Genomic DNA, 26,241 nt, shown 5'->3' with positions numbered 1-26,241 from the left:
CGTTGCGGCTAGGCCATTGGTTGCCTGCCGGAAGGAGGATATGGCCGCTTCGATTCGCCCGCGCCCAAGGACGATGGCAGGGCAGGGCTTGGCGAAGACCCGCGCATGCACGTGGAAGCGCATGCGCGGGTCAGCAGGGATCAGGACCAGCTGCTGTCGTCGAAGCCGCCGTCGTTGCTATCGTCAAAATCGGTGGACGCGAAGTCCTGATCGCTGACGTCGCGCGAGCTGACGTCACGTGAGTTGCCGTCGTAGTAGTTGTTCTCGGTAACGTTTTCGATCACCGATGGCTGGCCACCGCCGCCAAAGAAGCCGCCACCACCGTGATGGCCGCCGAGCAGGTTTTCGATACCGTCGAACAGGAACATGCCACCGGCGACGCCGGCGGCCGTGGTGGCTGCGCTGGCCAGGAAGCTCGGCGCGGCAGGCGCTTGGGCCGGGGCTCCACCGCCGAACAAACGATCCTTCCAGCTCGGAGCGGCAGCCTGTGGCTGGGCCTGCGGGGGCATCGGCGGAGGCGAGGCGCCCCACGCGGAGGGCTGTCCGCCAAGAAAACTGCCGCCACCTTGCTGCGCGGCCGCCTGGGCCTGCAACTGGGCAATCTGCGCCTTGGCGCTGTCGAGTGCGTGCTGCTGCAACAGACTGCGCTGCACCAGCAGGTAGAGCGCGTCGGGTTGACTGGCGAGGCGCTGATGAATCAGCGCGTCCGCTTGCGGGTCCTTGGCCACGCCGCTTGCAGCGGCCAGGCGCAAAAGAAAATCATCGAGTAGCTGTTGTTCCTGCGGTGTCATGACTGGCGAATCTCCGTGGACTGCGAATGGCGCCCACTCTGACCGGCAGCATGGCAGGTGGGCAGTGCCGGAAGTGTGCCCGTTCTGCGTGACATCAAGTGTGTTGCGCTATCCGTTTGCCTGGCAGTCAGCCAATCGCAGGGACTTTCGACGGCTGCCCGGGCCTTGGGCGGGCAGGATCGAAGTCAGTATTTGGCTGGCACGAAGTGATAGTCGTACACCGGCGCGCGGTATCCCTTGGCCTTCTGCCTGGCGGGCAGCACGATCTTGGGGTGATCGATTTCCTTGTAAGGGATCAGGCTCAGGAAGTGCGAGATGCAGTTCAAGCGTGCCCGCCGCTTGTCGTCGGCCTCGACCACGTACCACGGGGCTATCTTGGTGTCGGTGGCGGCGAACATGGCGTCGCGCGCCTCCGAGTATTCGTACCAGCGCCGATGCGATTCCAGGTCCATCGGGCTCAGTTTCCAGATCTTTCGGGGATCGCGAATGCGCCCGTTGAACCGCCGCGTCTGTTCTTCCTTGCTGATTTCGAACCAATATTTGATCAGGGTGATGCCCGAGTCGACGATGTCCTTTTCCCAGGCCGGGCACATCCTTAGGAAGCGGTGATATTGGTCGTCCGTACAGAAGCCCATGACCCGCTCGACGCCGGCTCGGTTGTACCAGCTGCGGTCATAAATCACGATCTCCCCCCCTGACGGGAAGTGCTTGAAGAAGCGTTGAAAGTAGATCTGCGTGCGCTCCCGTTCGGATGGCGCGGGGAGCGCGATCACGCGGAAAATCCGGGGGCTGACGCGCTCGGTCAGTCGCTTGATCACGCCGCCTTTGCCGGCCGCGTCCCTGCCTTCAAAAATGACGACGATTCTGGCGCCGGTATGCTTGGCCCAGATCTGCAGCTTGACCAGTTCGGCATGTAGCTCGGCGATTTTTGCTTCGTAATCCTGCCGGCTCAGCTTCGCCTTGGCGGCCGCTTGTGGGCTTTCCACTGGCGCAGATTTCTTGGTTTTCTGTTTGCTCATGATGTCACCATCGGCGGGCTGAACTAGTTGAAGTCTTCGGATCGTTTCGCTATCGCCCTGGAGATCTGCGAAATTTGCCTGAATTGCTCGATCAAGTCGGTGGCCAGCCGAAAATTCAGCACATCGTTCCGATCGGCGAGTTGCAGCCGGTTGAGCACGCCCTGCCGAGCCGCCGCGGCCAGCGCCTCGACATCCGCTTTCGCAGCGCTGATCTGAGCCGCAGCCTCCCCGCTGGGTTGTCCGATCGTGGTGATGGCCAGCTCGAGGTCTCGAAGCACGGCTTCTGCAAAGCGCACAGTGGATTCGTCGCGCAATCGCGTCAGATCGATGCCTTGCGACAGCCTTTGCTGGCCAACCGAAACCAGGTTGGTGGCGATGATCCCGCTGACACTCTCCAGATTCGTGGTGATCTGCGCGAGGCCGACCATGCGCTGACCTTCCTTGCTGGAATGCTCGACTTCGGACAACTGGCCGATGTAGTGAAGGATCTCGGACGCCAGCTGATCGGTGTCCCGGTCCTGCTCGAGCAGCCGGTTGATGTCCTCCATGCTGCCATCGATGACGGTGACCGAGCCGCGTCGAACGATGCCAAAGACATGTTCACCTAGTCGTCTCAGCTCCAGGCAAATTCGCTCCAATCCCAGCGAAGGTACGGTCAAGGAGGATTCGTCGAGATACAGCGCTTCGCCTGCCGGTTTGGATTCCTGTGGTCGTGATGGAACGATGCGTTGGGCGATCCTGCTGATCGGCCCGCTGAACCAGATCAGGATCAGGGTGCTGACCACGCTGAAGATCGTATGGACGTTGGCCACCTGGCGGGGCGTTTCGGCCGCCAATCGTGCAACCCCTTCCAGCTCGGGGTGCGACGGCGAAATGTAGCGCGTCAGGTCAGCCATCTGCGGAATGAAGAAAACCCAGAACAGGATGCCGAGCGCATTGAAGATGAGATGCACGATGCCGACCTGAAGCGCCTCGGGCGGTTTGCCGATGGCGGCCAGCAAGGCGGTTCCGCAGGTGCCGATGTTGGCGCCGAGTATCAGCGCGATACCGGCCTCCAGCGGCATCAGCCCCTGACCGCCGAGTGCAATCACGATGGCGAGCGTCGCCGCCGAGCTTTGAACCACCGCGGTGAAGACAGCGCCCACGATGATGCCAAGCAGCGGGTTCTCCATGTCCTGCATCGCGTCAATGAACGGCTGAAACGTGCGTAGTGGGCGGGTGGCGTCGCCCATAAATTGGATGCCCAGGAACAACAGGCCCAGACCCAGGATGACGCCACCAAGTTGTCGTAGCAGCACGCGTTTCGCAAAGGCGTGCAGCAGATAGCCGACCGCCAGCATGAAGGGTGTCAATCGCGACACATCGAAGGCGATGATTTGCGCGGTGACCGTCGAGCCGATATTGGCACCCATGATCATGGGCACGGACTGACTCAAGGTCATCAGGCCGGCTGAAACAAAGCCGACCATCAGCACCGTGGTGATGGTCGACGAATTGAGCAGGGCGGTGATGACGGCGCCACCCAGGACGCCGCGGAACCGGTTGGCGGTCAGTGCACTCAGCATGGCCTGCAGCCTGGATCCGGCGATGGCCTTGAGGGCGCCGGTCAAGAACTCCAGGCCGAGCAGGAACAGGGCGAGGCCGCCGACCAGCACGCCAAACATCCTGACCAGATTCAGGCTGCTCGGCTCGATCTCTGCGAGTGCGGTGACCATCATGGGCTTGCTTTCCTCATGACACGCTCTGTGAAAAGAATGGCCGTCGAAAACGAGCTGTCCTGTCCTAAGACCGGCCCGAGGTCAGGCCGAAGAGGATTTCTTCGATGCGCGCGACATGCGAATGATCCACTTCTCGGCCTCGACCACGAGGAAGAACACAAAGCCGCCAAGGAAGAGCCACGGCCAGATACGCAGCGGGATAGCCTCGGTGCCGAACAGCTCCTGCAGCGGCAAGGCATAGGTAAACAGCAGTTGGAGGACCACCACCGCGCCAATGCCCATGGGCAGATAGCGATTGCCCAGATGCGCCTTGATCGACAGTGACGAATCGACCCGGTAGCGCGTATTGAGCAGATAGAAGATCTGGCCGATGGTGAGGGTATTGACTGCAACCGTCCGGCCGAGCTCATCGGACGCGTTCTGGGCCTTCATCCAGAAGAACGCGCACAAGGTCAGTGCGAGCAGGCTCATGCCGACGAAAATCACCCGCCATATGCCGAACCCGGTAAGGATCGGGCGCCCGGCCACGGCGGGTGGGCGACGCATGACGTCCAACTCGTGCGGCTCGAACGAGATGACCAGGCCAAGCGCAACCGACGTCACCATATTGACCCAGAGCACCTGGGGCGCCGTGATCGGCATGGTGAAGCCGATCAGGATCGCCACCATGATGACGGCGGCCTGGGCCACGTTCGTCGGCAACATGAAGAGAATTGCCTTCTCTATGTTGTTGTAGACCGTTCGCCCTTCGCGGACGGCGGCCGTGATCGATGCGAAATTGTCATCGGCGAGCACCATGGCGGCGGCTTCCTTGGTGACTTCGGTGCCCTTGATGCCCATCGCCACGCCGATGTCCGCTTTCTTGAGCGCGGGCGCGTCGTTCACGCCGTCACCCGTCATCGCCACGATCTGGTTGTTCGCTTGGATGGCCTTGACGAGACGAAGTTTGTGCTCGGGGCTGGCGCGCGCGAACACGTCGACCTTCTGCACCTGTTCCTGCAGCGTGGCGTTATCCATCGCCTCGATTTCGACACCGGTAAGCGCCGTCTTGCCGTCGCCGATGCCCAGCATCTTCGCTATCGCCGCCGCCGTGATCTTGTGGTCGCCGGTGATCATCGTCACGCGAATGCCACCGGCATGGCATTCCTTCACCGCTTCGATCGCTTCCTTGCGCGGAGGATCGAGCAGGCCGACCAGCCCGAGCAGGACGAGCGTCTTGGGCAAGTCGGCGGGAGCGAGATTTCGATCGGCGAGACCGGGATGATCGAGCCAGGCGAGCGCCAGCACCCGCTCGCCCTGAGCCGCCAGCTCGTCAGACGCGGCGAGGAAATGCGGGAGATTGATCGGCTGCGGACCGTCTTTCGCCTGCTGCCGATCGCAGTGCTCGAGGATGACTTCGGGCGCGCCTTTGACGAGAAGGAACTGACCGCCATCCGCCGCTTCATTGAGCGTGGCCATGAAGCGATGTTCCGACTCGAACGGAATCGCGTCGACGCGACGATAAGCCGATTGCTGCGCCTGCCGTTCCAGACCGATCTTGTTGGCAAACGGATACAGCGCGCCTTCCGTGGGATCGCCTTCGACCTTCCACAGGTCCTCCTCGAAGCGCAGCTCGGCGTCGTTGCACAGCATGGATACGCGGCCCATCAGATCAAGGACCGGATCCTTGCCCGCCGGCGCGCCGTCCCGCAGAACCTGTCCTGCGGGCGCATAGCCTTCGCCCTCGATCTTGTAGGCGGCGTCCGCAGTGACGGCCGACACCACCATCATTTCCATCAAGGTCAAGGTTCCGGTCTTGTCGGAACAGATCCGCGACACCGAACCCAGCGTTTCCACGGCAGGAAGCCGCCGGATGATGGCGTGGCGCTGGGCCATGCGTTGCACGCCAATGGCCAGCGTAATGGTGATGATCGCCGGTAAACCTTCCGGAATCAGCGACACCGCGATACCGACGACGGCCTGGAAAATCTCGACAAACGGCAAGCCTTCGACCCAGCGTCCATAGGCAAACACCAACGCGCCGATAACGAAGATAACGGCCGTGATCGCGTAGCCGAACTTCTTGATCTGACGCAGCAGCGGCGTCTCCAGGGCATTGACCGCCGCCAGCATCTGGTTGATGCGTCCGAGTTCGGTTTCGCTCCCCGTCGCAACGACCAGTCCCGTCCCGCGCCCGGAAACGACGAGGGTGCCGGAGTAGGCCATGCAATGGCGATCCCCGACCGTCGCATTGGCCGCGACGGGGTTGGCCGACTTGTCGCTTGGAACGGATTCGCCCGTGAGCGCCGCTTCTTCCATGCGCAGATTCTTGACATCAATCAGGCGCAGATCGGCGGGCACCTTGTCGCCCGATTCGAGTAGCACGATGTCGCCTGGCACCAATTGCTCGGACGCGATCATGCGGGTCTCGCCAGCGCGCAGGGTTCGCGCTTCCGCAGAAAGCATGTTGCGAATCGAATCCAGCGCCTTCTCGGCCTTGCCTTCCTGGACAAACCCAAGCAGGGCGTTGATGACGACGACGCCAAGGATGATTGATGCATCGATCCACAAGCCCAGCATCAGCTTGACGAAGCCGGCGCCGAGGAGCACATAGACAAGGATGTTGTTGAACTGGCCGAGAAACTTCATCAGCAGGCTTTGCTTGCCGGCTTCCGGCAGCCGGTTCGGACCGTACTTTTGAAGTCGCCCCGTCGCCTCTGCCGCATCCAGTCCCGACGCCGGATTGACGCCAAGCTTTTGCGCCGCGTCTTCCGCGCTCGCGGCATACCAGGCCGGAGCCTCCTGTTGCCGTCCTTCGCCTGCCGTTTCGTTCATCGCCCAACTCCACTGTGAGTCTTTAGCGGGTCAGATGCCGGGAACCGGTGAGAGAAGCACCACTGGGTCACGGGTGCGCATGGCTGGCGCAGACATGCGGAAAACAAGCGCTTTGCCGATCGACAAAACGACTTACCCAACCATGGCATGGGCACGGTTCCCCGGCCATGCTGGCTACCGGTAGCACAGTGTGTTGCGACAGGGTGTATAGCTGGCGTGAGGCTAGGGTAGGTGGCCGTCGCGGGACGCACGACATGCTGCAGTGCACTGCACTGCTGCCGGCTTGTCGCGAGGATGCAGGTGTCGGCGCGCGGCATGTCAGACGGACGCTGGCGAAAGTCTGGCCGTTGGCAATGCGCCCAGGGGCGCGTCGTGTTCGTCTGACTGCCCGTCAGGTCGAGATCGCCCTGGTGAGCGCGGCGAGCGCCGTCCGCGGTCATCTCGCAAAGCGTTGCGACGCCTTCGTTCGCGCGCGGACCGCTCCCTGTCGACCCTGAGAGTCAACCCCAACGAGGACGGTGCTCGCTTCGCATCCGCCTTGTGATGGGGGCGGCGCACACGCGATTGTCATCATTTCTATTTCATATTGGATACCCGGGACGACCCCGCCCGTCTCTGCGCGCTTGGCTCTCGCGTATCCGACAGCTGCCTCCATCTGGGGCGCCGACAAGGGTGTCGTCCGCCATGCCATTCCATTCGAATCGCGGGGTCCACGTCATGGACGCAGGAACGCAGTTGGCCCAGAGCCAGCAAATTGCCGCCAGGATCGCTCGCCTTTGGCATCAACGTACCCAGCATGCGCTGGAGCGCTACGGCGAGCAGGTGGGCCGGGTGCTGGAACGGCAATGGCGGGACGATGGCCTGCTCAAGGCGTGGGCCGCGCTTGCCAACCCGGTCGACGGCTGGCGCTATGCGGTGGATGCCGCGCAGCGCTCGGTCCTCTACTGGGACACCTTGCGCGAGCGCGGCTCGGCCTTCGTCGATGCCGCCGCGCAGGGGCTCAAGCCGGCCCTGCACTTCGACTATGAGACGGTGCTGGACGCGCGCCACTTCGAACGTCCGGTCAACTACGCCTTGCTGCGCATCCTGCCGCCGGACGGCGTGGTCGTCGATGGACGCAAGCGCCCCTATGTGATCATCGACCCCCGAGCTGGCCATGGCCCCGGCATCGGCGGATTCAAGGACGACTCCCAGGCCGGCGTCGCGTTGCGGGCCGGGCACCCGGTGTATTTCGTGATCTTCTATCGCGACCCCGAGCCGGGCCAGACCCTGCTGGATGTGTGCGCGGCGGAGCAACGCTTCCTCCGCAAGGTGCGCGACCTGCATCCGGACAGCCCCAAGCCCGCGCTCATCGGCAATTGCCAGGGCGGTTGGGCGGCCATGATGCTCGCCAGTTCAGACCCGGACACCACCGGACCCATCGTCATCAACGGCGCGCCCATGTCCTACTGGAGCGGCGCATGGAGCGAGGGTGCCGGCGACAACCCGATGCGCTACGCGGGCGGCCTGCTCGGCGGCACGTGGCTCGCCTCGTATGCCGCCGACTTGGGCGACGGCAAGTTCGACGGCGCCTGGCTGGTGCAGAACTTCGAGAATCTCAATCTCGCCAACACCTTCTGGGACAAGTACTACCACCTGTATGAGCACATCGACACGGAGCCGGAACGCTTCCTCGAATTCGAGCAGTGGTGGGGCGGCTTCTACCTGATGAACCGCGAGGAAATCGAATGGATCACGCGCAATCTCTTCGTAGGCAACAAGCTGTGGTCCGGTGAAGTGAGCGATGGCAGTGGCAAGTCGTTTGACCTGCGCGACATCCGCTCGCCGATCATCCTGTTTGCCTCGATGGGCGACAACATCACGCCGCCGCAACAGGCTTTCAACTGGGTGGCGGACCTCTACGGCAGCACCGAGGAAATCAAGGCGCGCGGCCAGGTCATCGTCGGCCTGATGCACGAGAGCGTGGGGCACCTGGGCATTTTCGTGTCCGGCAAAGTGGCCAGGAAAGAGCATGCGCAGATCGTCTCGGTCTTGCAGGCCATCGAGAGTTTTCCGCCGGGCCTGTATGGCATGAGCATCACGCCGTCCGCCGTGGCTGGGCAGGAGACGGCGTATGACGTGTCGTTCCGCGAATTGCGACTGGAGGAGGTCGCCGCGCAACTGAATCGATTCGGGCGCGTGGATGAACGACCATTCCAGGCCGTGGAGGAGATGTCGGAATTCAACCAGCTGGCGTACCAGTTGTTTGCCCAGCCTTTCGTAGAGTCCTTGTCGAGCGAGGCAGGCGCGCAGGTGCTGCGTGGCCTGCATCCGTTGCGCGTGCAACGATGGGCATGGTCCGACCTCAACCCGTGGCTATCGTGGCTGGGGCCAGCGGCGAAGAGCGTCAAGGCCGATCGCCATCCGGTGGGCGGCGCCAATGCCTGGCGACAATACGAGAAGGCCGGTGCCTCGTTGCTCAGTGCGTCGCTCGACTGTTGTACGGCGCTGCGTGATGCGGCGACCGAGTCCCTGTTCTTCGGCGTCTATGCCAACCTTTTTTCGCTGCATCTGGCGGATCGCCATCAGACGCGAAAGCAGGCGGCCCAGGCCGAGGTCGATCCACGCGAGCTGTCCTACGTGAGGCAGGCGCTGGCCGCCATCGCCGAGGGTGGCTATGCCCAAGCCGTGGCGCGCGTGGCTTACCTGCTGGAACGCAAGGGCGAGCCGCTGCTGTTGAGCCAGCTCGCCATGCGTGATGAGCTGTCGAAGGACTATGCCCAGTACCTGCCGCCCTTGTCGCGCGACGAGTGGCGTCGGATTCGCGGCGTGCAGGAAATTATCGTGCGTTATGAGCCAGCGCAGGCCGTGGCGACGCTGCCGCGCCTGCTTGCTGATCCCGAAGATCGTGCCCGCCTGTTGGGTTTGATTGACGCGCTGCTGGGCGATCGGCGCGTACAGAGCGCACCCCACACGTCGGAACAGGTATCGGCGATGGCGCAGATCCGCGGTGTGCTCGGCGAGCCATCGAAGTTGCCGCCGGCGGGGCGCGGGGCGCCGTCAACGCGCGCCTGATCATCTCGATAATCGTGTCATGGTCGCCAGGAGGCGTCGATGGAAGACAAGCGTGTTGTGGCACCGAACCCGATGACGCCTCGCTTCGTTATCGTCGATCAAGCCTGGCCAGCGTGGATCGCTTGAAGGAGCCGTCTCATGTCTATCGATGCATCGCGACCCATCCTGCAGGGGGCCAAGGCACTGGTCACCGGCATCGCCAACGAGCACTCCATTGCCTATGGCTGTGCGCGGGCCTTTCATGAGCTTGGCGCCGAGCTGGCGATCACCTATTTGAATGACAAGGCGCGACGTTTCGTCGAGCCGCTGGCGACGGCGTTGCAGGCCCCGCTGTTGCTGCCGCTGGACGTGTCGCACCCTGGCGAACTCGAGGCGCTATTCGAACGCATCGCCGCGGAATGGGGACAGCTCGACATCGTCGTGCATGCCATCGCCTGGGCGCCCAAGGACGACCTCGCCGGCGGCCTGCTGCAAAGTTCAAGCGAGGGCTTCGCCGCGGCGATGGATATTTCCTGCCATTCCTTCGTGCGCATGGCCAGGCTGGCGGCCCCGTTGATGAAGGATGGCGGCACGCTGTTGACCATGAGTTACTACGGCGCCAACAAGGTCGTGCCGAACTACAACCTGATGGGGCCGGTGAAGGCCGCGCTTGAATCCTGCGCGCGCTATCTCGCCTACGAGCTGGGCCCCCAGGGCATCCGTGTCCACGCCGTATCGCCAGGCCCGCTCAAAACGCGCGCGGCCAGCGGCCTCAAGGATTTCGACCTGCTTCTCAGCGAAGCCTCCCAGCGGGCGCCACTGGGAGAGCTGGTGGACATCATGGACGTCGGTTTCACCTGTGCATTCCTGGCGACCCCGTATGCTCGGCGTCTTTCCGGCGAGACGCTGTACATCGACGGCGGCGTCAACATCATGGCCTGAGGTCGTGCATCGAGCGCGGCCGGATGAGCAAGCCCAATCCTTGGTACAAGCGTTGGTCGAGAACGCAAAACCGGGACTTGCGAGCACAAAAAAGCGCTTCACGCCGCGAGGCGTAAAACGCTGTTTTGATTGGAATGAAGTGGTGGAGCGGAGGAGGATCGAACTCCCGACCTCTGCATTGCGAACGCAGCGCTCTCCCAGCTGAGCTACCGCCCCACACGAGCCATCGATATTACCAGTGGCTTCCAGCCTTCGCCAAGCCCCTGGGCGAGCCTTTGGTCAGGGCAGTAGACGCGTCAGTCCGTCATGCAGTACGTCGCGGCGCCAGCCTTCGAGAAACTCCGGCCACTGTGCCGTAACGACATATTCCTCAAGCACCTTGCGCGGGCAAAGCAGGCCGCCGGGCAGGTCCAGCTCAGTGGCGCGGGTATCGGTATAGGTTTTCATGGCGGCAAGCGCTTTCTTCGCCTCGCCCTGCGGGGACTCGGGGATGGGGTCGGCTGCTGCGACTTCTTCGGCGTCGAGTGGAAGACGAAGCAAGTCCAACAGCTCCACTCGCTGCGGTGAGCGCAGTGCCCGCTGTCCGCGCGTCCGTTGTTCCAGCGCGCTGGCTGAGGACGGTGGTTGCTGGGCCAGGCTCATGGCCAGCGCGTCCTCGAGCAACCACGGACGAGGGCGGTCAAGTGTGCGTGCGGACTGGTCGCGCCAGCGCAAGATCCGACGAAGCAGCGCACGCTGCTCCGGTCGCCATTCGGAAGCGCCGCGAAACGAGCGCTGCGGCTGCGGGTCGCCTTCGCGGTGACAGGCGCGCTGCTTGAGGCGCTCACAGTCTTCGGCATGCCAGGCCGTGCGATCGCGTTCTGCCAGGCGCGCAGCGAGCTGTTCGTGCACGGGCTTGAGATAGACCACGTCGAGCGTGGCGTATGCACGTTGCGATTCGGTAAGCGGACGCTGCAGCCAGTCGGAGCGCGTTTCGCCCTTATCCAGCTCGGCACCGGTCAACTCGGCAACCAGGGCCCGGTAGCTGATGCCCAGCCCCATGCCGACGAAGGCGGCGGCGATCTGGGTGTCAAACAGCTGGCGCGGTCCGTGTGGCAGCAGTGGCGACAGCGCTTCGAGATCCTCGCTGGCGCTATGCATGGTGGTAGTGGCGCCACCGTCGCCGATCAGCGGACGTAGCGCGTCGCCGATGTCGAAGGCCACGGGATCGACCAGTGCGTAGCGTCCATTCCATCCCAGCTGGATCAGGGCCAGCTGGGGGTAGAACGTATTGCGGCGCATGAATTCGGTATCGAAGCCCAGCACGGCATCGGCAGGCAACTCTCCCAGCCAGCTTTGCAGGGCGTCGCGGTGATCGATCCATGCTGCGTCGGGGGCGAGGGCGGAGTGTTGATGCATGCGTCTTCCTGGCGATGCAGAACGCGCATTCGCGCATTGTCCTGACATCGGTTTGTGCCTAAGGTTAAGCGGTGCACCATAGCAGGCCGACCAAGGACGCCCAACATGCCGAGCAAGGAATCCGTACGCCGCCAACGTGCCATGGGTGGAGCCCTGGGCGTTGCCGTGCTCGGCTTGGCGCTCGTTTTCCACTTCTTTCCACGCGTCTTTCATGTGGAGCCGTCGGTCGTCGCGGGGAAGCGCGCCATGAATCTTGGTCCGATCCCGAGCGTCGCCCCCGGGACGCCCGCAGCGCCGGCCCGGAGCGTCGCGGAGATCGACGCTGGTCCGCCCCTGACGCTGGCGCCCACGGAGGTCATCGTGGCGCGCCTTGGGCACAAGGACACCCATCTGCCCGAGCAGTTGAGTGCCGATACGCCTGAGGTCGAGGCGCTGCTGACTCGCGCGGGCAAGGCGCTGCGCGCCGGTCAGCTGGCGGGCGACGACAGTAGCGCTGTCGCACTCTACGAGCAGGCGCTAAAGCTGAAGCCGGACAGCCGTCGTGCGGCGCAAGGTTTGTATGAAGTACGCGCCCGCATGGTGGCGGAAATCAACCAGGATCTGGTAGTTGGCGACGCCGAGTCGGCCGGCGACCTGCTCGATACGCTCAAGGACATCCCCGATTCAAAAGATGACGTGGCCCAGCTCCAGGTGAAGCTGAAGACACTGTCGCAGGCGCGTCCGTTGCTGGCCAAGGCGGCCACCTTGCTGCAGCAGGGCAGCGCAGACCAGCCCAAGGGCGCCAATGCACTGGAGCTCTATCGCCAGGTGCAGCAGATGGACCCGGACAATGCCGTGGCGGAGCAGGGCGTGTTGCAGGTGCAGCGGGCCGTGCTTGACCGGGCACTGGCCGCGGTGGCGCAAAACGACTTCAAGGGCGCCGACCAGGCGCTAGGCGAGGCGGCGCAGATCCTCCCCGATTCGCCAGCGTTGCGGGATGTGCATACGCGTGTCGACGGCATGCGACAGGCGCGTGGGGCGGGCATTCTCGCCCAGGCTCGTTCGGCACTCGATGCCGGCAACCTGACCCTGGCCCAGCAATTGGCCGACCAGGCCAAGGCGATCAGCCCCGATCTGGCCGGTCTGAGCGATTTCAGCGAGCGCCTCACCAACTCAAGGCTCTATGCCAGCTTCAAGCCGGGCCAGGTTTTTACTGACCGTTTTGCGGATATGCCGGGACAAACGCCGTCGATGGTGGTGATACCCACGGGGACCTTCCAGATGGGCGCGCCTGATGCGGAGGCCGGACGGCAGGACGCCGAAACGCCGCAGCACGAGGTAACCATCGGCAAGGGCTTTGCGTTGTCCCGCACCGCCGTCACGGTAGGTCAGTTCCGCGAGTTCGTTCGCGCCAGTGGTTATCAGCCGGATTCGGTGAGGTTAGGCGGTGCCAGTGTTTACGACGAAGGCACCGGGGCGATGCGTGATGACGTCAACGCGAGCTGGGAGACGGATTATGCCGGTCGCACGGCCGACGCCCGCCTGCCTGTAGTCAACGTGTCGTGGAACGACGCCAAGGCCTATGTGGAATGGCTCAGCCAGCGCACCGGCAAGACCTTCCGCCTGCCCAGCGAGCCTGAATTTGAATACGCCCTGCGCGGCGGCACCACGACGCGCTACTGGTGGGGCGACGGCGGGCCGACCTCGAAAGTGGAAAACCTCACCGGAGGCAACGATCGCTCGCCGAGCGGGCGACGCTGGAGCAATGCTTTTCGCGGCTATAACGATGGCTCGTGGGGGCCGGCGCCCGTGATGAGTTATGCACCCAATCCGTTCGGTCTGTACGACATCAACGGCAATGTGTCCGAATGGGTCCAGGACTGCTGGCACGACAGCTACCTGCGCGCGCCCCGTGACGGCGGAGCCTGGGTCAATCCGGGTTGTAGCGTGCGAGTGGTGCGCGGCGGCTCCTGGGGCAGCTCGCCGGAACAGGTGCGCTCGGCCTATCGTCAAGGCGCCGATGCCAGTGTGCGCAGCGGTCGCGTCGGCTTCCGCATCTTGCGCGAGCTCTAAGGCCCAAGGCATACCGCCGTCGCAACCTCGCCGAGACGGCGCGCATCCATGGACACGGCCTCGGGCGAAGAGCGCTTTGGCGCTTGTGTTGTCGGCTGCCCGAACCGTAAAATGACCCGCTTTCGTGTAAGGGAATCATCGACTTAGGGCGGAGTGTCCGGAAGCTGGCGGGGTAGGGTGCAAGAGCGGATTCGTCCAGCTTTTCCCTTTAAAATCCGGTGCTTGCGGTAAGTTCCTCATAGTTGTTCTGATGCGAAAGTGGCGGAATTGGTAGACGCACTGGATTTAGGTTCCAGCGGGCTTGCTCGTGGGGGTTCGAGTCCCCCCTTTCGCACCATCCCTTACTGTTTTTACAGGCGGCCGGGGGCCGCCATGCGCCTGTGACGGGCGCACTTTCAGGTACTCCAGGAGACGTCATGCAGGTTTCGGTTGAAAACGTCGGCAAGCTCGAGCGCAAGCTCACGGTAAAGTTTCCCGCGCAGCGCTTCGAGTCGCAGGTGAGCGCACGCATTGCCGAGATGGGTCGCACTGTGCGCCTCAAGGGTTTCCGTCCGGGCAAGGTGCCGACTGCGGTGATCAAGCAGCGCTTTGGCGACCAGGTGCGTGGTGAAGTGCTCTCCGACCTGATCGGCAGCACGCTGCGCGAAGCGGTCGAACAGGAAAAGCTGCGCCCGATCGCCAACCCAGCGATCGACACCACGGGTAACCCGGTGGATGGCGAGATCGCCTATACCGCTACCTTCGAAGTGATGCCGGAGTTCCCGGAAGTCGACGTCGCCAAGCTGGAAATCTCCCGCCCGGTGGCGGAAGTGACCGATGCTGACATCGAAAAAATGATCGAGACCCTGCGCGCGCAGCGCCGCAGCTTCGACCCGGTCGAGCGCGCCTCGCTCGAGGGCGATTTCGTCATGTTTGAGTACTCGGCCCAGGCAGGCGATTACCGCTTCCCGGCCGACGGCCTGGAGCGTGCGGGCAGCGTGCTGGGTTCGGGCACCCTGTTCAAGGCGCTTGACGAGGCGTTGGCTGGCCGCAAGGCAGACGACGAATTCGATGCCGAGATCGCTTTCCCGGCCGATTTCCGCAACGAAAGCCTGGCCGGCAAGACTGCCCAGGTCCATTTCAACATCATCAAGGTGCAGGAGCCGAAGCTGCCCGAGGTGGATGGCGAGTTCGCCAAGCTGTTCGGCATCGTCGATGGCGACTTGGAAAGTTTCCGCAAGGAAGTCCGCGCCAACCTCGAACGCGAACTCAAGGCGACGCTGATGGCCCGCCTCAAGTCCGAAGTGGCCGAGAAGCTGGCCGACGCGCATCCGGACCTGGATGTGCCGAACGTGATGGTGCAGTCCGAGGCGCAAAACCTGGCCCAGGGCAGCGTGCCGCGCGGCCAGCAAGTGCCGCCGCAGCTGATCGAGGCCGCCTCGCCGATCGCCCGCAAGCGTGTCATTGCCGGTCTGCTCATGGGTGAGATCGCCCGCAAGCAGTCGCTGGTGATCGACCGTACCCGCATTGCCGAGCAGCTCGCGGCCATCGCCTCGACCTACGAGGAGCCGGAAAAGGTCATTGAACTCTATAATCGTGACCCCCAACTGATGTCAGGGCTGCAGAATCGCGTGATGGAAGACCAGGTGGCAGAGTGGGTGGCAGATCACGCCAGCACCACGGTGCAGAACCTGGGCTTCGACGAGGTGATGCGCCCGGTCAGTGCCTGAGGCATCCTTCAGGCCTATCAACCGGAGAGCGACAAGCATGGCCATGGACCCGATCCAGAACCTCAACCTGGTACCGATCGTCGTCGAGCAGACCGCCCGCGGCGAGCGCTCGTACGACATCTATTCGCGCCTCCTCAAGGAGCGCGTGATCTTCCTCGTGGGCGAGGTGAACGATCAGGTGGCAAACCTGCTGGTCGCGCAGATGCTGTTCCTTGAATCGGAGAACCCGGACAAGGACATCCATCTGTACATCAACAGCCCGGGCGGTGCCGTTACCGCCGGGCTGGCGATTTACGACACCATGCAGTTCATCAAGCCCGACGTCAGCACCATGTGCATCGGTCAGGCCTGCAGTGCGGCGTCGCTGCTGCTGATGGCCGGCGCCAAGGGCAAGCGTTATTCGCTGCCCAACTCACGCGTGATGATCCACCAGCCGTCCGGTGGCGCTCGCGGCCAGGCGACCGACATCGAGATCCAGGCCCAGGAAATCCTGTACCTGCGCCGCCGCCTGAACGATATCTACGTTCAGCACACCGGCCAGCCGCTGGACAAGATCGAACGGGATATGGAGCGCGACCGCTTCATGAGCGCCGAGGCGGCCAAGGAATACGGCCTGATCGACTCGGTCCTCGACCGTCGCGCCGTCGATACGGTGAAATCGGCCTGATTTCAGGCGTCCGGCCCCGGTTCTGCCAGTCGTTCCGCGTCTCGCTGCAGACGCGGAACCCTGTGCTATTCTCAAACCGCAACCGATTTACCAGCAGGATCCAAGCATGAGCGACGAGCGGCAGGGCCGTTCCAACGACAGCGGCAAGATTCTCTACTGCTCTTTCTGCGGCAAGAGCCAGCATGAAGTGCGCAAGCTGATCGCGGGTCCGTCCGTGTTCATTTGCGATGAGTGCGTAGAGCTTTGCAACGACATCATCCGCGAGGAACTCGAGGAGAAGGCCGCCTCCGGGCGCAGCCAGCTGCCCAAGCCCCGTGAGATCATGGAGACGCTTGACCAGTATGTGGTCGGCCAGACCCGCGCCAAGAAAGCGCTGGCGGTGGCTGTGTACAACCACTACAAGCGCATGGAGTCGCGCCAGAAGAGCGACGACGTCGAGCTGGGCAAGTCCAACATCCTGCTGATCGGACCCACGGGTTCGGGCAAGACGCTGCTGGCCGAAACGCTGGCGCGCCTGCTCAACGTGCCGTTCACCATCGCCGACGCGACCACCCTCACCGAGGCGGGTTACGTGGGTGAGGATGTGGAAAACATCATCCAGAAACTGCTGCAGAAGTGCGACTACGACGTCGAGAAGGCGCAGTCGGGCATCGTCTATATCGACGAAATCGACAAGATCTCGCGCAAGAGCGAGAACCCGTCGATTACCCGCGACGTTTCTGGCGAAGGCGTGCAGCAGGCGCTGTTGAAGCTGATCGAGGGCACGTTGGCCTCGGTGCCGCCGCAGGGCGGTCGCAAGCATCCGCAGCAGGAATTCCTGCAGGTCGACACCAAGAACATCCTGTTCATCTGTGGCGGCGCATTTGCCGGACTGGAAAAGGTCATTCAGCAGCGTTCCGAGACCACCGGCATCGGTTTCTCGGCCGAGGTGCGCAGCAAGGAGCGGCGGGAGAATCTGGGCAAGGTGCTGGCGGATGTCGAGCCGTCCGACCTGGTGCGTTATGGTCTGATTCCCGAGTTCGTCGGTCGTCTGCCAGTGGTGGCCACTCTGGAGGAGCTGGACGAGCCGGCGCTCGTGCAGATCCTCACGGAGCCGAAGAACGCCGTCACCAAGCAGTTCAAGAAGCTGTTCGAGATGGAAGGTGTCGAGCTGGAGTTCCGCCCGGAAGCGTTGCAGGCGATTGCCCGCAAGGCATTGAAGCGCAAGACGGGCGCTCGCGGCCTTCGCACCATTCTCGAGCAGGTGCTGTTGGACACGATGTACGAACTCCCGTCGCTGGAGCACGTGAGCAAAGTCGTGGTTGATGATGCAGTGATCGATGGGCAGGCCGAGCCATATCTCATCTATCGCGGCAACCTCAAGCAACCGCGTGCAGCAGGCGAGGGCGGCGACGCCGCCTGACTCACTGCAACGTCGCATAGCTAGCGCGATGGCCTCGGCAAAACTGCCGGGGCCATTTCGTTTTTGTGGTTTGTCATGCACTTGTGTGCGTGGTCGTATGCCACCACTTGACGTACAGAAGGCCCCGGCGCAGTGTCGGGGCGAACGACATACTCATCCACGAGAGACTCTCTTCGATGGCAAAGAACGCCCCCAACCCCCAGGCCACCGGAGCCGTGCTGGAAGCCCTGCCAGTACTGCCCCTGCGTGACGTGGTGGTCTATCCCCATATGGTCATTCCGTTGTTCGTCGGGCGTGACAAGTCGATGCGTGCCTTGGAGCGCGCCATGGAGGGCGAGCGCCAGATTCTGCTGGTGGCGCAAAAGAGCCCTGATATCGATGATCCCGCCATCGGCGACCTGCACGAGATCGGTACGCTCGCTGGCGTTCTGCAGTTGCTGAAGCTTCCCGATGGCACGGTCAAAGTGCTGGTCGAGGGACAGGCTCGCGTTGCTGTGGAGAACTTCAACGAAGACGGCGGCATGCTTACTGCAACGTCGCGCATCATTGAGCCGGTCTACAGCAACAAGGAGCGCGAGCTCGACGTGGTGTCGCGCACGCTGGTTTCGCTGTTCGAGCAGCTCGTCAAGCAGAGTCGTAAATTGCCGCCGGAAGTGCTCGCTACGTTGTCGGGCATTGATGATCCCTCGCGTGTTGCCGACTCCATCGCGGCGCATCTCTCCGTGCGCATGGCCGACAAGCAAAAGGTGCTGGAGACGGCCGACGTCGGTCAGCGCCTTGAATTGTTGATCGGACTGGTCGATGGCGAGATGGATTTGCAGCAGGTCGAAAAGCGCATCCGCGGCCGCGTCAAGTCGCAGATGGAAAAGAGCCAGCGCGAGTACTACCTCAACGAACAGATGAAGGCCATCCAGAAGGAGCTCGGCGAGAGCGAGGAAGGCCCGAACGAGATCGAGGAGCTGCAGAAAAAGATCGAGGCTGCCGGGATGCCCAAGGCCGTGCTGGCCAAGGCGCGCCAGGAATTCGGCAAACTGCGCCAGATGTCGCCCATGTCCGCCGAGGCTACGGTAGTGCGTAACTACCTGGACTGGCTGGTCGGCGTGCCGTGGAAGAAGCGCAGCAAGGTGCGCAAGGATTTGCAGATGGCACAGGAGGTGCTCGATGCCGATCACTTCGGTCTGGAGAAGGTCAAGGAGCGCATCCTCGAATACCTCGCCGTGCAGCAGCGCGTGAATACCATGCGCGGCCCCATCCTGTGCCTGGTGGGTCCGCCGGGCGTGGGCAAGACGTCGCTGGGTCAGTCCATCGCCAAGGCGACGAACCGAAAGTTCGTCCGCATGAGCCTTGGTGGCGTGCGCGACGAAGCCGAAATTCGTGGTCATCGTCGCACCTATATTGGTTCCATGCCGGGCCGCATCGTGCAGAACCTCAACAAGGTGGGATCGAAGAACCCGCTGTTCGTGCTCGACGAGATCGACAAGATGTCGATGGATTTCCGCGGTGACCCGTCGTCGGCCCTGCTCGAGGTGCTCGATCCGGAGCAGAACCATGCGTTCAACGACCACTATCTGGAAGTTGACCTGGACCTCTCCGAGGTCATGTGGGTCGCCACGGCCAACTCGCTGAACATTCCCGGTCCCTTGCTGGATCGCATGGAAGTGATCCGTATTCCGGGTTACACCGAAGACGAGAAGCTGGGTATTGCACAGAGGTACCTGTTGCCCAAGCAGCTCAAGGCCAATGGCCTAAAGCCAGAGGAGTTGAGCGTCGACGAGACGGCCTTGCGCGATATCGTGCGCTACTACACGCGAGAATCCGGGGTGCGCAATCTCGAGCGCGAGATTTCCAAGATCTGCCGCAAGGTGGTGAAGGAGCTTACGTTGGGTCAGATCAAGAAGGGTTCGGCCACAAAGGATCAGGCCAAGAAAGCGGTTGCAGCCGTAAAGACGGCCAAGACCAAGTCGAAGGCGCCCGGCTATGCCGCGGTGAACTCAGAGAATCTCGGGCATTATCTTGGCGTTCGTCGCTTCGATTTTGGCCGTAAGGAACTTCAGAACGAGGTGGGGCTGGTCACGGGGCTGGCATGGACCCAGGTTGGCGGCGAACTGCTCAGCATCGAGGCATCGGTGGTGCCGGGCAAGGGCCGCTTGGTGAACACCGGGCAGCTTGGCGACGTGATGAAAGAGTCGATCCAGGCGGCACTGTCAGTGGTCCGCGCGCGTGCCGATCAGCTTGGCATCGATCCGGAATTCCACCAAAAGCTGGATATCCATATCCACGTGCCGGAAGGCGCTACGCCGAAAGACGGCCCTAGCGCGGGTATCGCCATGTGCACCGCCTTGGTGTCCGCACTTACCAAGGTGCCGGTGCGCTCCGAAGTGGCGATGACGGGTGAGATCACCCTGCGTGGTCGCGTGCTGCCGATTGGAGGGCTCAAGGAGAAGCTGCTGGCTGCCCATCGTGGTGGCATCACCACGATCATCATTCCTGAGGACAACAAGAAAGACCTTGCGGATATTACGCAAAACATCACCAGCTCGCTGGATATCCATCCCGTGCGCTGGATCGATGAGGTGCTCGACATTGCCCTTGAGCGCCCCCTGCAGCCACTGCAGGCCGTTGAAGACGGTAGCAAGCCCAAGGTCGAGGCGCCGATTGACGATGCCCAGGACGAGTCGCAGGAGTCGTATACGCGGCCGCACTGATTCGTGACCTGTTTCACCCTTGAAAAAACGGGCGGTCTTCCGCCCGTTTTTTTTGCCCGGGTCATGGCGATGCTGGCCCCGGTCGCTAGCGTTTCGGTCACCACTTTGCAAGCGATCTCGGATAACGCTGAACTGCGGGAACCCTTGGTATTGCTTGTCATTGCGGACCCTGTAGGCCACTGGTATAAAGGCGACACCGCAGCCTGACGCCGAGCACGATGCGCAGTGATGCGGGGTTGCTTGGCGGCGCCTCGATGGCCAGTCATCAAGGGGGCGTCGTCTTGTCCCAGACTGACCACGCGGGCTGCATAACCGTTTAAGGGAGTGTCTCAATGAATAAAACCGATCTGATCAATGCCATTGCCGAAAAGGCCGAACTCACCAAGGCTGACGCTGGCCGTGCTCTCGAGGCTTTCTTCGAGACCGTGCAGAAGGCGCTGAAGAAAGGCGACGACGTGTCGGTGGTGGGTTTTGGCACCTTCACCGTGCGCAAGCGCGCTGCTCGCACCGGCCGCAACCCGCGCACCAATGAGACGATCAAGATCAAGGCCTCGAAGGTTCCGGCATTCAAGGCTGGCAAGACCCTCAAGGATGCCCTAAACTAAGCGGCTCTTCTGCTTGGTTTCGGGTGCTTAGCTCAGCGGTAGAGCGTCGCCCTTACAAGGCGAGGGTCGTAGGTTCGATCCCTACAGCACCCACCAGAAAAATGCGGAGCGGTAGTTCAGTCGGTTAGAATGCTGGCCTGTCACGCCGGAGGTCGCGGGTTCGAGTCCCGTCCGCTCCGCCACAGTTCGCAAGGGCGCCCGTGTGGCGCCTTTGTTTTTTAAGCGCCGCGCACATGGTGCGCCGAACAACGAATAGCCGGGAACAATCCATGCTGCAGGCAATACGTAACAAGCTACACGGGTGGCCTTCTGTCGTCATTCTGGGCATTTGCGTTTTCGCTATCTCGTTCTTCGGCATCGAGTCTTATTTCAGCTCGCGGACCGATACCTACGTGGCGATGGTTGGCAAGCACGAGATCAGCCAGCAGCAATATCAGGAGCGGATGAACCAGCTGCGCCAGCGTGCCATGGCCCAGCAGGGCGACCATTTCGATCCCACGATCTTCGAGCAACCCGAAGCGAAGCGTCAGGTGCTCCAGCAGCTGATCGACGAGCAACTGCTGCTACAGGCTAACGAGAAGCTGGGCATGCGGGTATCGGACATTGCCGTGCGCGACCTGATTGCCGGGATCCAGGCATTCCAGGTCAATGGCCAGTTCGACGCCAATACCTACCGTGCCGTGCTAGCCGCGCAAAACAAGTCGCCGGGCATGTTTGAGAACGATGTACGCGCGTCGCTGGAGACCTCGCTCCTTCCGGAGGCCATTTCTGCCAGTACGTTCGTGACCGACGCCAACATGGATCGCTACCTGGCGCTGCGCGCACAACGCCGCGACCTGCGCTGGTTCGCATTGCCGCGTCCGGCATTGACCGACACGCAAGTGAGCGATGCGCAGCTGGAGGCGTTTTACAAGGAACATCAGTCGGACTTCATGAACCCCGAGCAGGTCTCGTTGAAGTTCATCGAAGTCAACGGCGCTGACCTCAAGCTCGACGCGCAGCCGAGTGAGGACGACCTCAAGAAGCGTTACGAAGACGAAAAGCAGCGCTTCGTGCAGCCAGAGCAGCGTCTCGTTTCGCACATCCTGATCAACGTGCCGAAGAACGCCACGCCGGATCAGCAGAAGGCGGCCTTGGCCCGGGCTGAAAAGATTGCCAGCGAAGCCACCCCTGAAGATTTCGCCAAGCTGGCCGAGCAGAATTCGGACGACTTGGGTTCGAAGCGTTCGGGCGGCGACCTGGGCTGGCTGGAAAAGGGTGTCACCAACCCGGCTTTCGATACCGCGCTGTTCTCGTTGCAGAAAGGGCAGGTTTCCAAGCCAGTATTGTCCGACGAGGGCTATCACGTGCTCTGGCTGCGCGACGTTCGCAGCGGTCAGGCCAAGCCTTTTGCGGAAGTGCGTGAACAGATCGCCAAGGATTACCTGACCACTGAGCGCGATCGCAGGTTCAGCGAACTGGCGGGCAAGCTGACGGATCAGACCTATCAGAATCCCTCTTCGCTGGAGCCGGCGGCGCAGGCCTTGGCCCTGCCCATCCAGACCACCGGGCTGTTCTCGCGCAAGGGCGGCGAAGGTCTGCTGGCGAATCAGAAGCTGGTCGAGTCGGCGTTCTCCGACGACGTGCTGACGCAGGGCAATAATTCAGGCCTGCTCGACCTGGGCTCCAACCACGCCGTGGTGATTCGGGTCGACAAGCACGTACCCACTGCTGCACGTCCGTTGGCCGAAGTGCGCGATCAGGTCCGCCAGAAGATTCTGGACGAGCGCATTGTCGCTGCGGCTCTGAAGCGTGCGGATGGTTTGCTCGAGCGCTTGCAGAAGGGCGAGGACATGCAGGCCGTGGCGGCCTCGACCGGCGCTGCCCTGCAGACGGTCCCGGAAGCCATTCGCGTGCAGCAGGAACTACCCGCTGAAGTGCTTGATCAGGCCTTCCTGTTGCCGCATCCGGTGGCAGGCAAGCCGCAGTTCGCGCGTGTCCAGATGCGTGATGGCAGCTTCGCCGTCGTGGCCGTCGACAAAGTGCAGGACGGCGATCTGACCAAGGTGACACCGGAGCAGCGCACCATGCTGCGCACCCAGATGGCCCAGGCCTACGGCGCCATTGCGACGCATGAGTTCATCGAAGCGCTGAAGGCGAAGACCGAGATCAAGATCGCTACCGAGCGCCTGTAACCCGGCGCCGCCGTGATGAAGTAAAGAAAAGGGCGGCCGGATGGCCGCCCTTTTTATTTGGAATATCCATGGGAGGGGGCTAGACGCCGGTCATGCCCAGGATGTTGTAGCCGGCATCGACGTGGGTGATCTCGCCGGTGACGCCCGAGGCGAGATCGGAACACAGAAATGCGCCCACGTTGCCGACTTCATCAATGGTGACGCTGCGGCGCAGCGGTGCATGTTCATCGACATGGTCGAGCATCTTGCGGAAATTCGCGATGCCGGTTGCAGCAAGCGTCTTGATCGGGCCGGCGGAGATGGCGTTGACGCGAGTGCCCTCCGGACCGAGGTTGAAGGCGAGATAGCGTACGTTCGCCTCAAGGCTGGCCTTGGCCAGGCCCATGACGTTGTAGTTGTCCATGGCGCGCTCGGCGCCAAGGTAGCTGAGCGTGAGAATGGCGCCACCGCGTCCGGCCATCATCGGCCGGGCTGCCTTGGCCAGTGCGGCCAGGCTGTAGCTGGAAATATCGTGCGCGATGGTGAAGTTCTCGCGCGTGAGATGGTCCAGAAACTCGCCCTGCAGTGCTTCTCGTGGTGCAAATCCCACGGAGTGCACGAGGATGTCAAAGCCGTCCCAATGCTTGCCTAGCGCGGCGAACAGGTGCTCGATCTGCGCGTCATCGGCTACATCGCAAGGCAGCGCGATGTTGGAGCCGAAGGTATTTGCGGCTTCGTCGACGCGGTCCTTCAGGCGATCGTTCTGATAGGTAAAGGCGAGTTGTGCACCTTCTCGATGCATCGCGTTGGCAATGCCCCAGGCAATCGAGCGCCGACTCGCAATGCCGACGACAAGCGCCCTTTTGCCGTGCAGGAATCCCATGCGTCCTCCCAGCCATAGAAAGCGCGCCCAGCGGCGTTGCCCGCTGAGTCTAGCAGTGGGTGGGCGGGCCAGGCGGGGCGCCCCCGAAGGAGCGACGCCGCGCGCCCTGTCAGCCCGGGGAAGTGACCTTCAGCACCTGGCCCGGCTTGACGCCAGGTCCCTGCAGGTGGTTCCACTGTTCCAGCTGCTTGATGTCGACCGAGTAGAGGCGTGCGATGCTCCACAGGCTTTCACCGGATTTTACGGTATGCGTCTTCGCCGATAAGGAGGTCCGCTTCGCTTTCGAGGCTGGCGCCGAAGCCTCGGAACGATCATCGGTGGCCCCATTCAGGACGGCGGCCAGCGGAGGTAGTACCGCGGCGCCTGGCACGCTCTGAACATCGCCGCCACTTTCGTTGTCGGCAATCAGCGAGCTGCGGAACTGCTGCACGCGGTTGCTGGGTATCAGCAGGTAGGACGCGGCGCTTGTGTCGACCATGCCGTTACGGAAGCCGGCATTGAGCTCCTTCAACTCGCTTGACGACATGCCGGCATGGCTGGCGGCGTGTTCTATCGGCATGGAGCTGTTTACGTTCACGGCAACCAGGCGTTGCTCGGAGGGGAGTAGCGGCAGACTCACATTGAAACGGGCAGGCTCACGGATGACACAGGCAATGGCCAACAGCTTGACCAAGTGCTCGCGGGTAACGCGTTTTACCGGCAGCTTGGGTACGACGGGTTCGGCTGCAGGCACGCCATGCTGGTCCACCATTCGGCGCACACCGAACTCGCCGGCGTTATAGGCGTAGTCGACCAGGCGCCAGTCGCCAAGATCATCGTGATAGCGGCTCAGCATCGACATGATGGCATCCGTGGCCGCTGGAACGTCCATACGGCCGTCGAAGTTCCTGTCGACGCGAATGCCCATCGCACTCGCGGTGGAGAGCATGATCTGCCACATGCCTGACGGCATGTTCTTGCCGCCTGACACCGGTCGATACTGACTTTCTATCCACGGCAACAAGGCGAATTCGCCGGCGACGTCATGCTTGGCGGCGATCTGCTGCACGTAGGCGAGTCGAGGTGCGATCGTGCCCATCTGGCTTTCGAATTGTTGTGGATTCTGGGTATAGCGACGGGCCCATTCCATGATGCCCGGATCGGCATCGCAGTCCGCCATGGCGAAGCTGCCGCGCAGTTGATCCCAGATATTGGCGTTGTCGTCGCCGGGTGTTGCCGGGCCGGCGACCGCATGGCTGATGTCACGCACAGGCTCAGGGACTGGCGCCTGTACGACGGGGGCGTGCGGCTTCTGGGTCGTTGGCGTAGCGCAGGCGGCCAGCAAGATCGACATGGCCAAGGGTAGGGTGCGTAGGCGTCGGCTCATCATCCGCGGAATACGTCCTTGTTGGCGCGTAGCGCGGCGAAACGCGCAACACGGTCACCGTCGACGCCGTGATGGCGACCCCATGCGATCACGGCGTCGCAGTCCGTGCGCAGAAACGGATTCGTCGCCCGCTCGGTATCCAGCGTGACAGGCAGGCTGGGGCGATCGTGCGCACGCAATGCCGCTACTTCTTGTTGACGGGCGGCCAAGGCCGCATTGGCGGGTTCGATGGTCTGCGCGAAGCGGCCATTTGCCGCGGTGTATTCGTGTGCGCAACAGACCAGCAGATCACCGGGCAGGTTGGCGAGTCGATCGAGTGAAGCGAGCATTTGTATGGGCGTCCCTTCGAACAGACGTCCGCAACCCATACTGAAGAGCGTGTCGCCACACAACAAAACGCCCTCGCCGGCATAGGCGATATGCGTGCTGGTGTGTCCCGGCACGGCGATGACGTCGAAGCGTGCCCGCGGGTAATCGAGAGCTACGACATCGCCGCCACCGACGCGAAGCGCCGCGACGGCGATGCGTTCATCGTGCGGTGCGTAGACAGGTACCGGATGCTTGGACAGCAATGCCTCGGTGCCGCCGATATGATCGTGGTGATGATGGGTCAGCAGGATCGCGCGTAGCTGGAGTCCGCGCTCCTTCAGGGCTGCCTCGACCGGAGTGGCTTCACCCGGATCGACGACGATGGCTTGGCCTGCATCATCGTGCAGCAGCCAGATGTAGTTGTCGGCAAGCGCCGGTAACGGTACGACGTGCAAGGAGATCGCCTCCGCGGTTTCGTATCGACTGGCGCAGGCATCTATGCATGCGCGAAGTGGCCGACTATAAAGCGGGTCGGCGGCGCACTCGTTAGTGAGACGTTAATCGGGGGCGATGCCGTTCAGACTCGTGGACCGGTCGTGGGTGCTGGTGCAAACCAGGACACGTTATGGGTGGCTGCCGGTACACTGTCGATATCGACACATACCGGGCCGCCCA

Annotated in this window: 18 protein-coding genes and 4 tRNA genes; 13 read left to right on the top strand and 9 right to left on the bottom strand. The window is 62.6% G+C overall.

Features of this window, described 5'->3' with window-relative positions; all coding sequences use genetic code 11:
- Positions 1-140: 140 nt before the first annotated feature.
- The 4 genes from OUZ30_RS11650 to OUZ30_RS11635 all read right to left on the bottom strand — a co-directional run bounded on the left by OUZ30_RS11650 (position 141) and on the right by OUZ30_RS11635 (position 6,342).
- A complete protein-coding gene (locus tag OUZ30_RS11650) occupies positions 141-791 on the bottom strand; it encodes a DUF2076 family protein (RefSeq protein WP_266182482.1) in 651 nt (216 codons plus the stop codon).
- Between the two features lie 185 nt (positions 792-976).
- Positions 977-1,810 (bottom strand): polyphosphate kinase 2, encoded by an 834-nt coding sequence (ppk2, locus tag OUZ30_RS11645; RefSeq protein ID WP_266182481.1) that lies wholly within the window; start codon positions 1,808-1,810, stop codon positions 977-979.
- A 23-nt stretch (positions 1,811-1,833) separates the two neighbouring features.
- Entirely contained in the window at positions 1,834-3,528 is a 1,695-nt protein-coding gene (locus tag OUZ30_RS11640) for a Na/Pi cotransporter family protein (RefSeq protein ID WP_266182480.1), read from the bottom strand.
- Positions 3,529-3,609: 81 nt separating this feature from the next.
- Positions 3,610-6,342, bottom strand: a complete 2,733-nt coding sequence (locus OUZ30_RS11635; RefSeq protein WP_266182479.1) for a cation-translocating P-type ATPase — start codon at positions 6,340-6,342, stop codon at positions 3,610-3,612.
- 717 nt (positions 6,343-7,059) lie between these two features.
- Between OUZ30_RS11635 and OUZ30_RS11630 the strand changes: the two genes are divergently transcribed.
- Both OUZ30_RS11630 and fabI read left to right on the top strand, forming a co-directional pair.
- Positions 7,060-9,396 carry a DUF3141 domain-containing protein gene (locus tag OUZ30_RS11630; RefSeq protein ID WP_266182478.1) on the top strand — a complete coding sequence of 779 codons (2,337 nt, stop codon included), beginning with the start codon at positions 7,060-7,062 and terminating at the stop codon, positions 9,394-9,396.
- Positions 9,397-9,534: 138 nt separating this feature from the next.
- The gene (fabI, locus tag OUZ30_RS11625) at positions 9,535-10,317 is read left to right on the top strand and encodes an enoyl-ACP reductase FabI (protein WP_266182477.1); all 783 of its coding nucleotides are present in this window, start codon (positions 9,535-9,537) and stop codon (positions 10,315-10,317) included.
- A gap of 140 nt (positions 10,318-10,457) precedes the next feature.
- On the opposite strand, the gene OUZ30_RS11620 is transcribed toward fabI, so the two are convergent.
- Positions 10,458-10,533, bottom strand: a tRNA-Ala gene (locus OUZ30_RS11620).
- Positions 10,534-10,596: 63 nt separating this feature from the next.
- Positions 10,597-11,715 carry a ribonuclease D gene (rnd, locus tag OUZ30_RS11615; protein WP_266182476.1) on the bottom strand — a complete coding sequence of 373 codons (1,119 nt, stop codon included), beginning with the start codon at positions 11,713-11,715 and terminating at the stop codon, positions 10,597-10,599.
- A gap of 105 nt (positions 11,716-11,820) precedes the next feature.
- Here rnd and OUZ30_RS11610 point away from each other — a divergent pair, with 105 nt between their 5' ends.
- The 11 genes from OUZ30_RS11610 to OUZ30_RS11560 all read left to right on the top strand — a co-directional run bounded on the left by OUZ30_RS11610 (position 11,821) and on the right by OUZ30_RS11560 (position 23,029).
- Positions 11,821-13,767, top strand: a complete 1,947-nt coding sequence (locus OUZ30_RS11610) for an SUMF1/EgtB/PvdO family nonheme iron enzyme (RefSeq protein ID WP_266182475.1) — start codon at positions 11,821-11,823, stop codon at positions 13,765-13,767.
- A 252-nt stretch (positions 13,768-14,019) separates the two neighbouring features.
- Positions 14,020-14,104 (top strand) — tRNA-Leu (locus tag OUZ30_RS11605).
- Positions 14,105-14,183: 79 nt separating this feature from the next.
- Entirely contained in the window at positions 14,184-15,476 is a 1,293-nt protein-coding gene (tig, locus tag OUZ30_RS11600) for a trigger factor (RefSeq protein ID WP_266182474.1), read from the top strand.
- A 37-nt stretch (positions 15,477-15,513) separates the two neighbouring features.
- On the top strand, positions 15,514-16,143 hold the full coding sequence (clpP, locus tag OUZ30_RS11595; protein ID WP_266148686.1) for an ATP-dependent Clp endopeptidase proteolytic subunit ClpP: 630 nt from the start codon (positions 15,514-15,516) through the stop codon (positions 16,141-16,143).
- A gap of 106 nt (positions 16,144-16,249) precedes the next feature.
- Positions 16,250-17,545 (top strand): ATP-dependent Clp protease ATP-binding subunit ClpX, encoded by a 1,296-nt coding sequence (gene clpX, locus OUZ30_RS11590; protein WP_266182473.1) that lies wholly within the window; start codon positions 16,250-16,252, stop codon positions 17,543-17,545.
- A gap of 176 nt (positions 17,546-17,721) precedes the next feature.
- Positions 17,722-20,250, top strand: coding sequence for an endopeptidase La (lon, locus tag OUZ30_RS11585; protein WP_266182472.1), 2,529 nt, complete (start codon positions 17,722-17,724; stop codon positions 20,248-20,250).
- A gap of 3 nt (positions 20,251-20,253) precedes the next feature.
- Positions 20,254-20,457, top strand: coding sequence for a hypothetical protein (locus tag OUZ30_RS11580; RefSeq protein WP_266182471.1), 204 nt, complete (start codon positions 20,254-20,256; stop codon positions 20,455-20,457).
- A gap of 125 nt (positions 20,458-20,582) precedes the next feature.
- Complete coding sequence (locus OUZ30_RS11575) at positions 20,583-20,855, top strand: HU family DNA-binding protein (protein ID WP_019465590.1); 273 nt, start codon at positions 20,583-20,585, stop codon at positions 20,853-20,855.
- 21 nt (positions 20,856-20,876) lie between these two features.
- Positions 20,877-20,951, top strand: a tRNA-Val gene (locus OUZ30_RS11570).
- 9 nt (positions 20,952-20,960) lie between these two features.
- Positions 20,961-21,037: transfer RNA gene (locus OUZ30_RS11565), tRNA-Asp, on the top strand.
- Between the two features lie 87 nt (positions 21,038-21,124).
- Positions 21,125-23,029 (top strand): SurA N-terminal domain-containing protein, encoded by a 1,905-nt coding sequence (locus OUZ30_RS11560; protein WP_266182470.1) that lies wholly within the window; start codon positions 21,125-21,127, stop codon positions 23,027-23,029.
- Between the two features lie 79 nt (positions 23,030-23,108).
- Here the strand turns inward: OUZ30_RS11560 and OUZ30_RS11555 are convergent, their stop codons facing one another.
- The 3 genes from OUZ30_RS11555 to gloB all read right to left on the bottom strand — a co-directional run bounded on the left by OUZ30_RS11555 (position 23,109) and on the right by gloB (position 26,021).
- Positions 23,109-23,891, bottom strand: coding sequence for an enoyl-ACP reductase FabI (locus OUZ30_RS11555; RefSeq protein ID WP_266182469.1), 783 nt, complete (start codon positions 23,889-23,891; stop codon positions 23,109-23,111).
- Positions 23,892-24,000: 109 nt separating this feature from the next.
- Positions 24,001-25,224 carry a LysM peptidoglycan-binding domain-containing protein gene (locus OUZ30_RS11550; protein ID WP_266182468.1) on the bottom strand — a complete coding sequence of 408 codons (1,224 nt, stop codon included), beginning with the start codon at positions 25,222-25,224 and terminating at the stop codon, positions 24,001-24,003.
- 32 nt (positions 25,225-25,256) lie between these two features.
- Positions 25,257-26,021 (bottom strand): hydroxyacylglutathione hydrolase, encoded by a 765-nt coding sequence (gene gloB, locus OUZ30_RS11545; RefSeq protein ID WP_266182467.1) that lies wholly within the window; start codon positions 26,019-26,021, stop codon positions 25,257-25,259.
- Positions 26,022-26,241 lie beyond the last annotated feature (220 nt).

The organism is Dyella humicola (genome assembly GCF_026283945.1).
GTDB lineage: Bacteria > Pseudomonadota > Gammaproteobacteria > Xanthomonadales > Rhodanobacteraceae > Dyella > Dyella humicola.
Note: the sequence above shows the minus strand (reverse complement) of the source record. Positions and strands in the feature narration are given on the sequence as shown.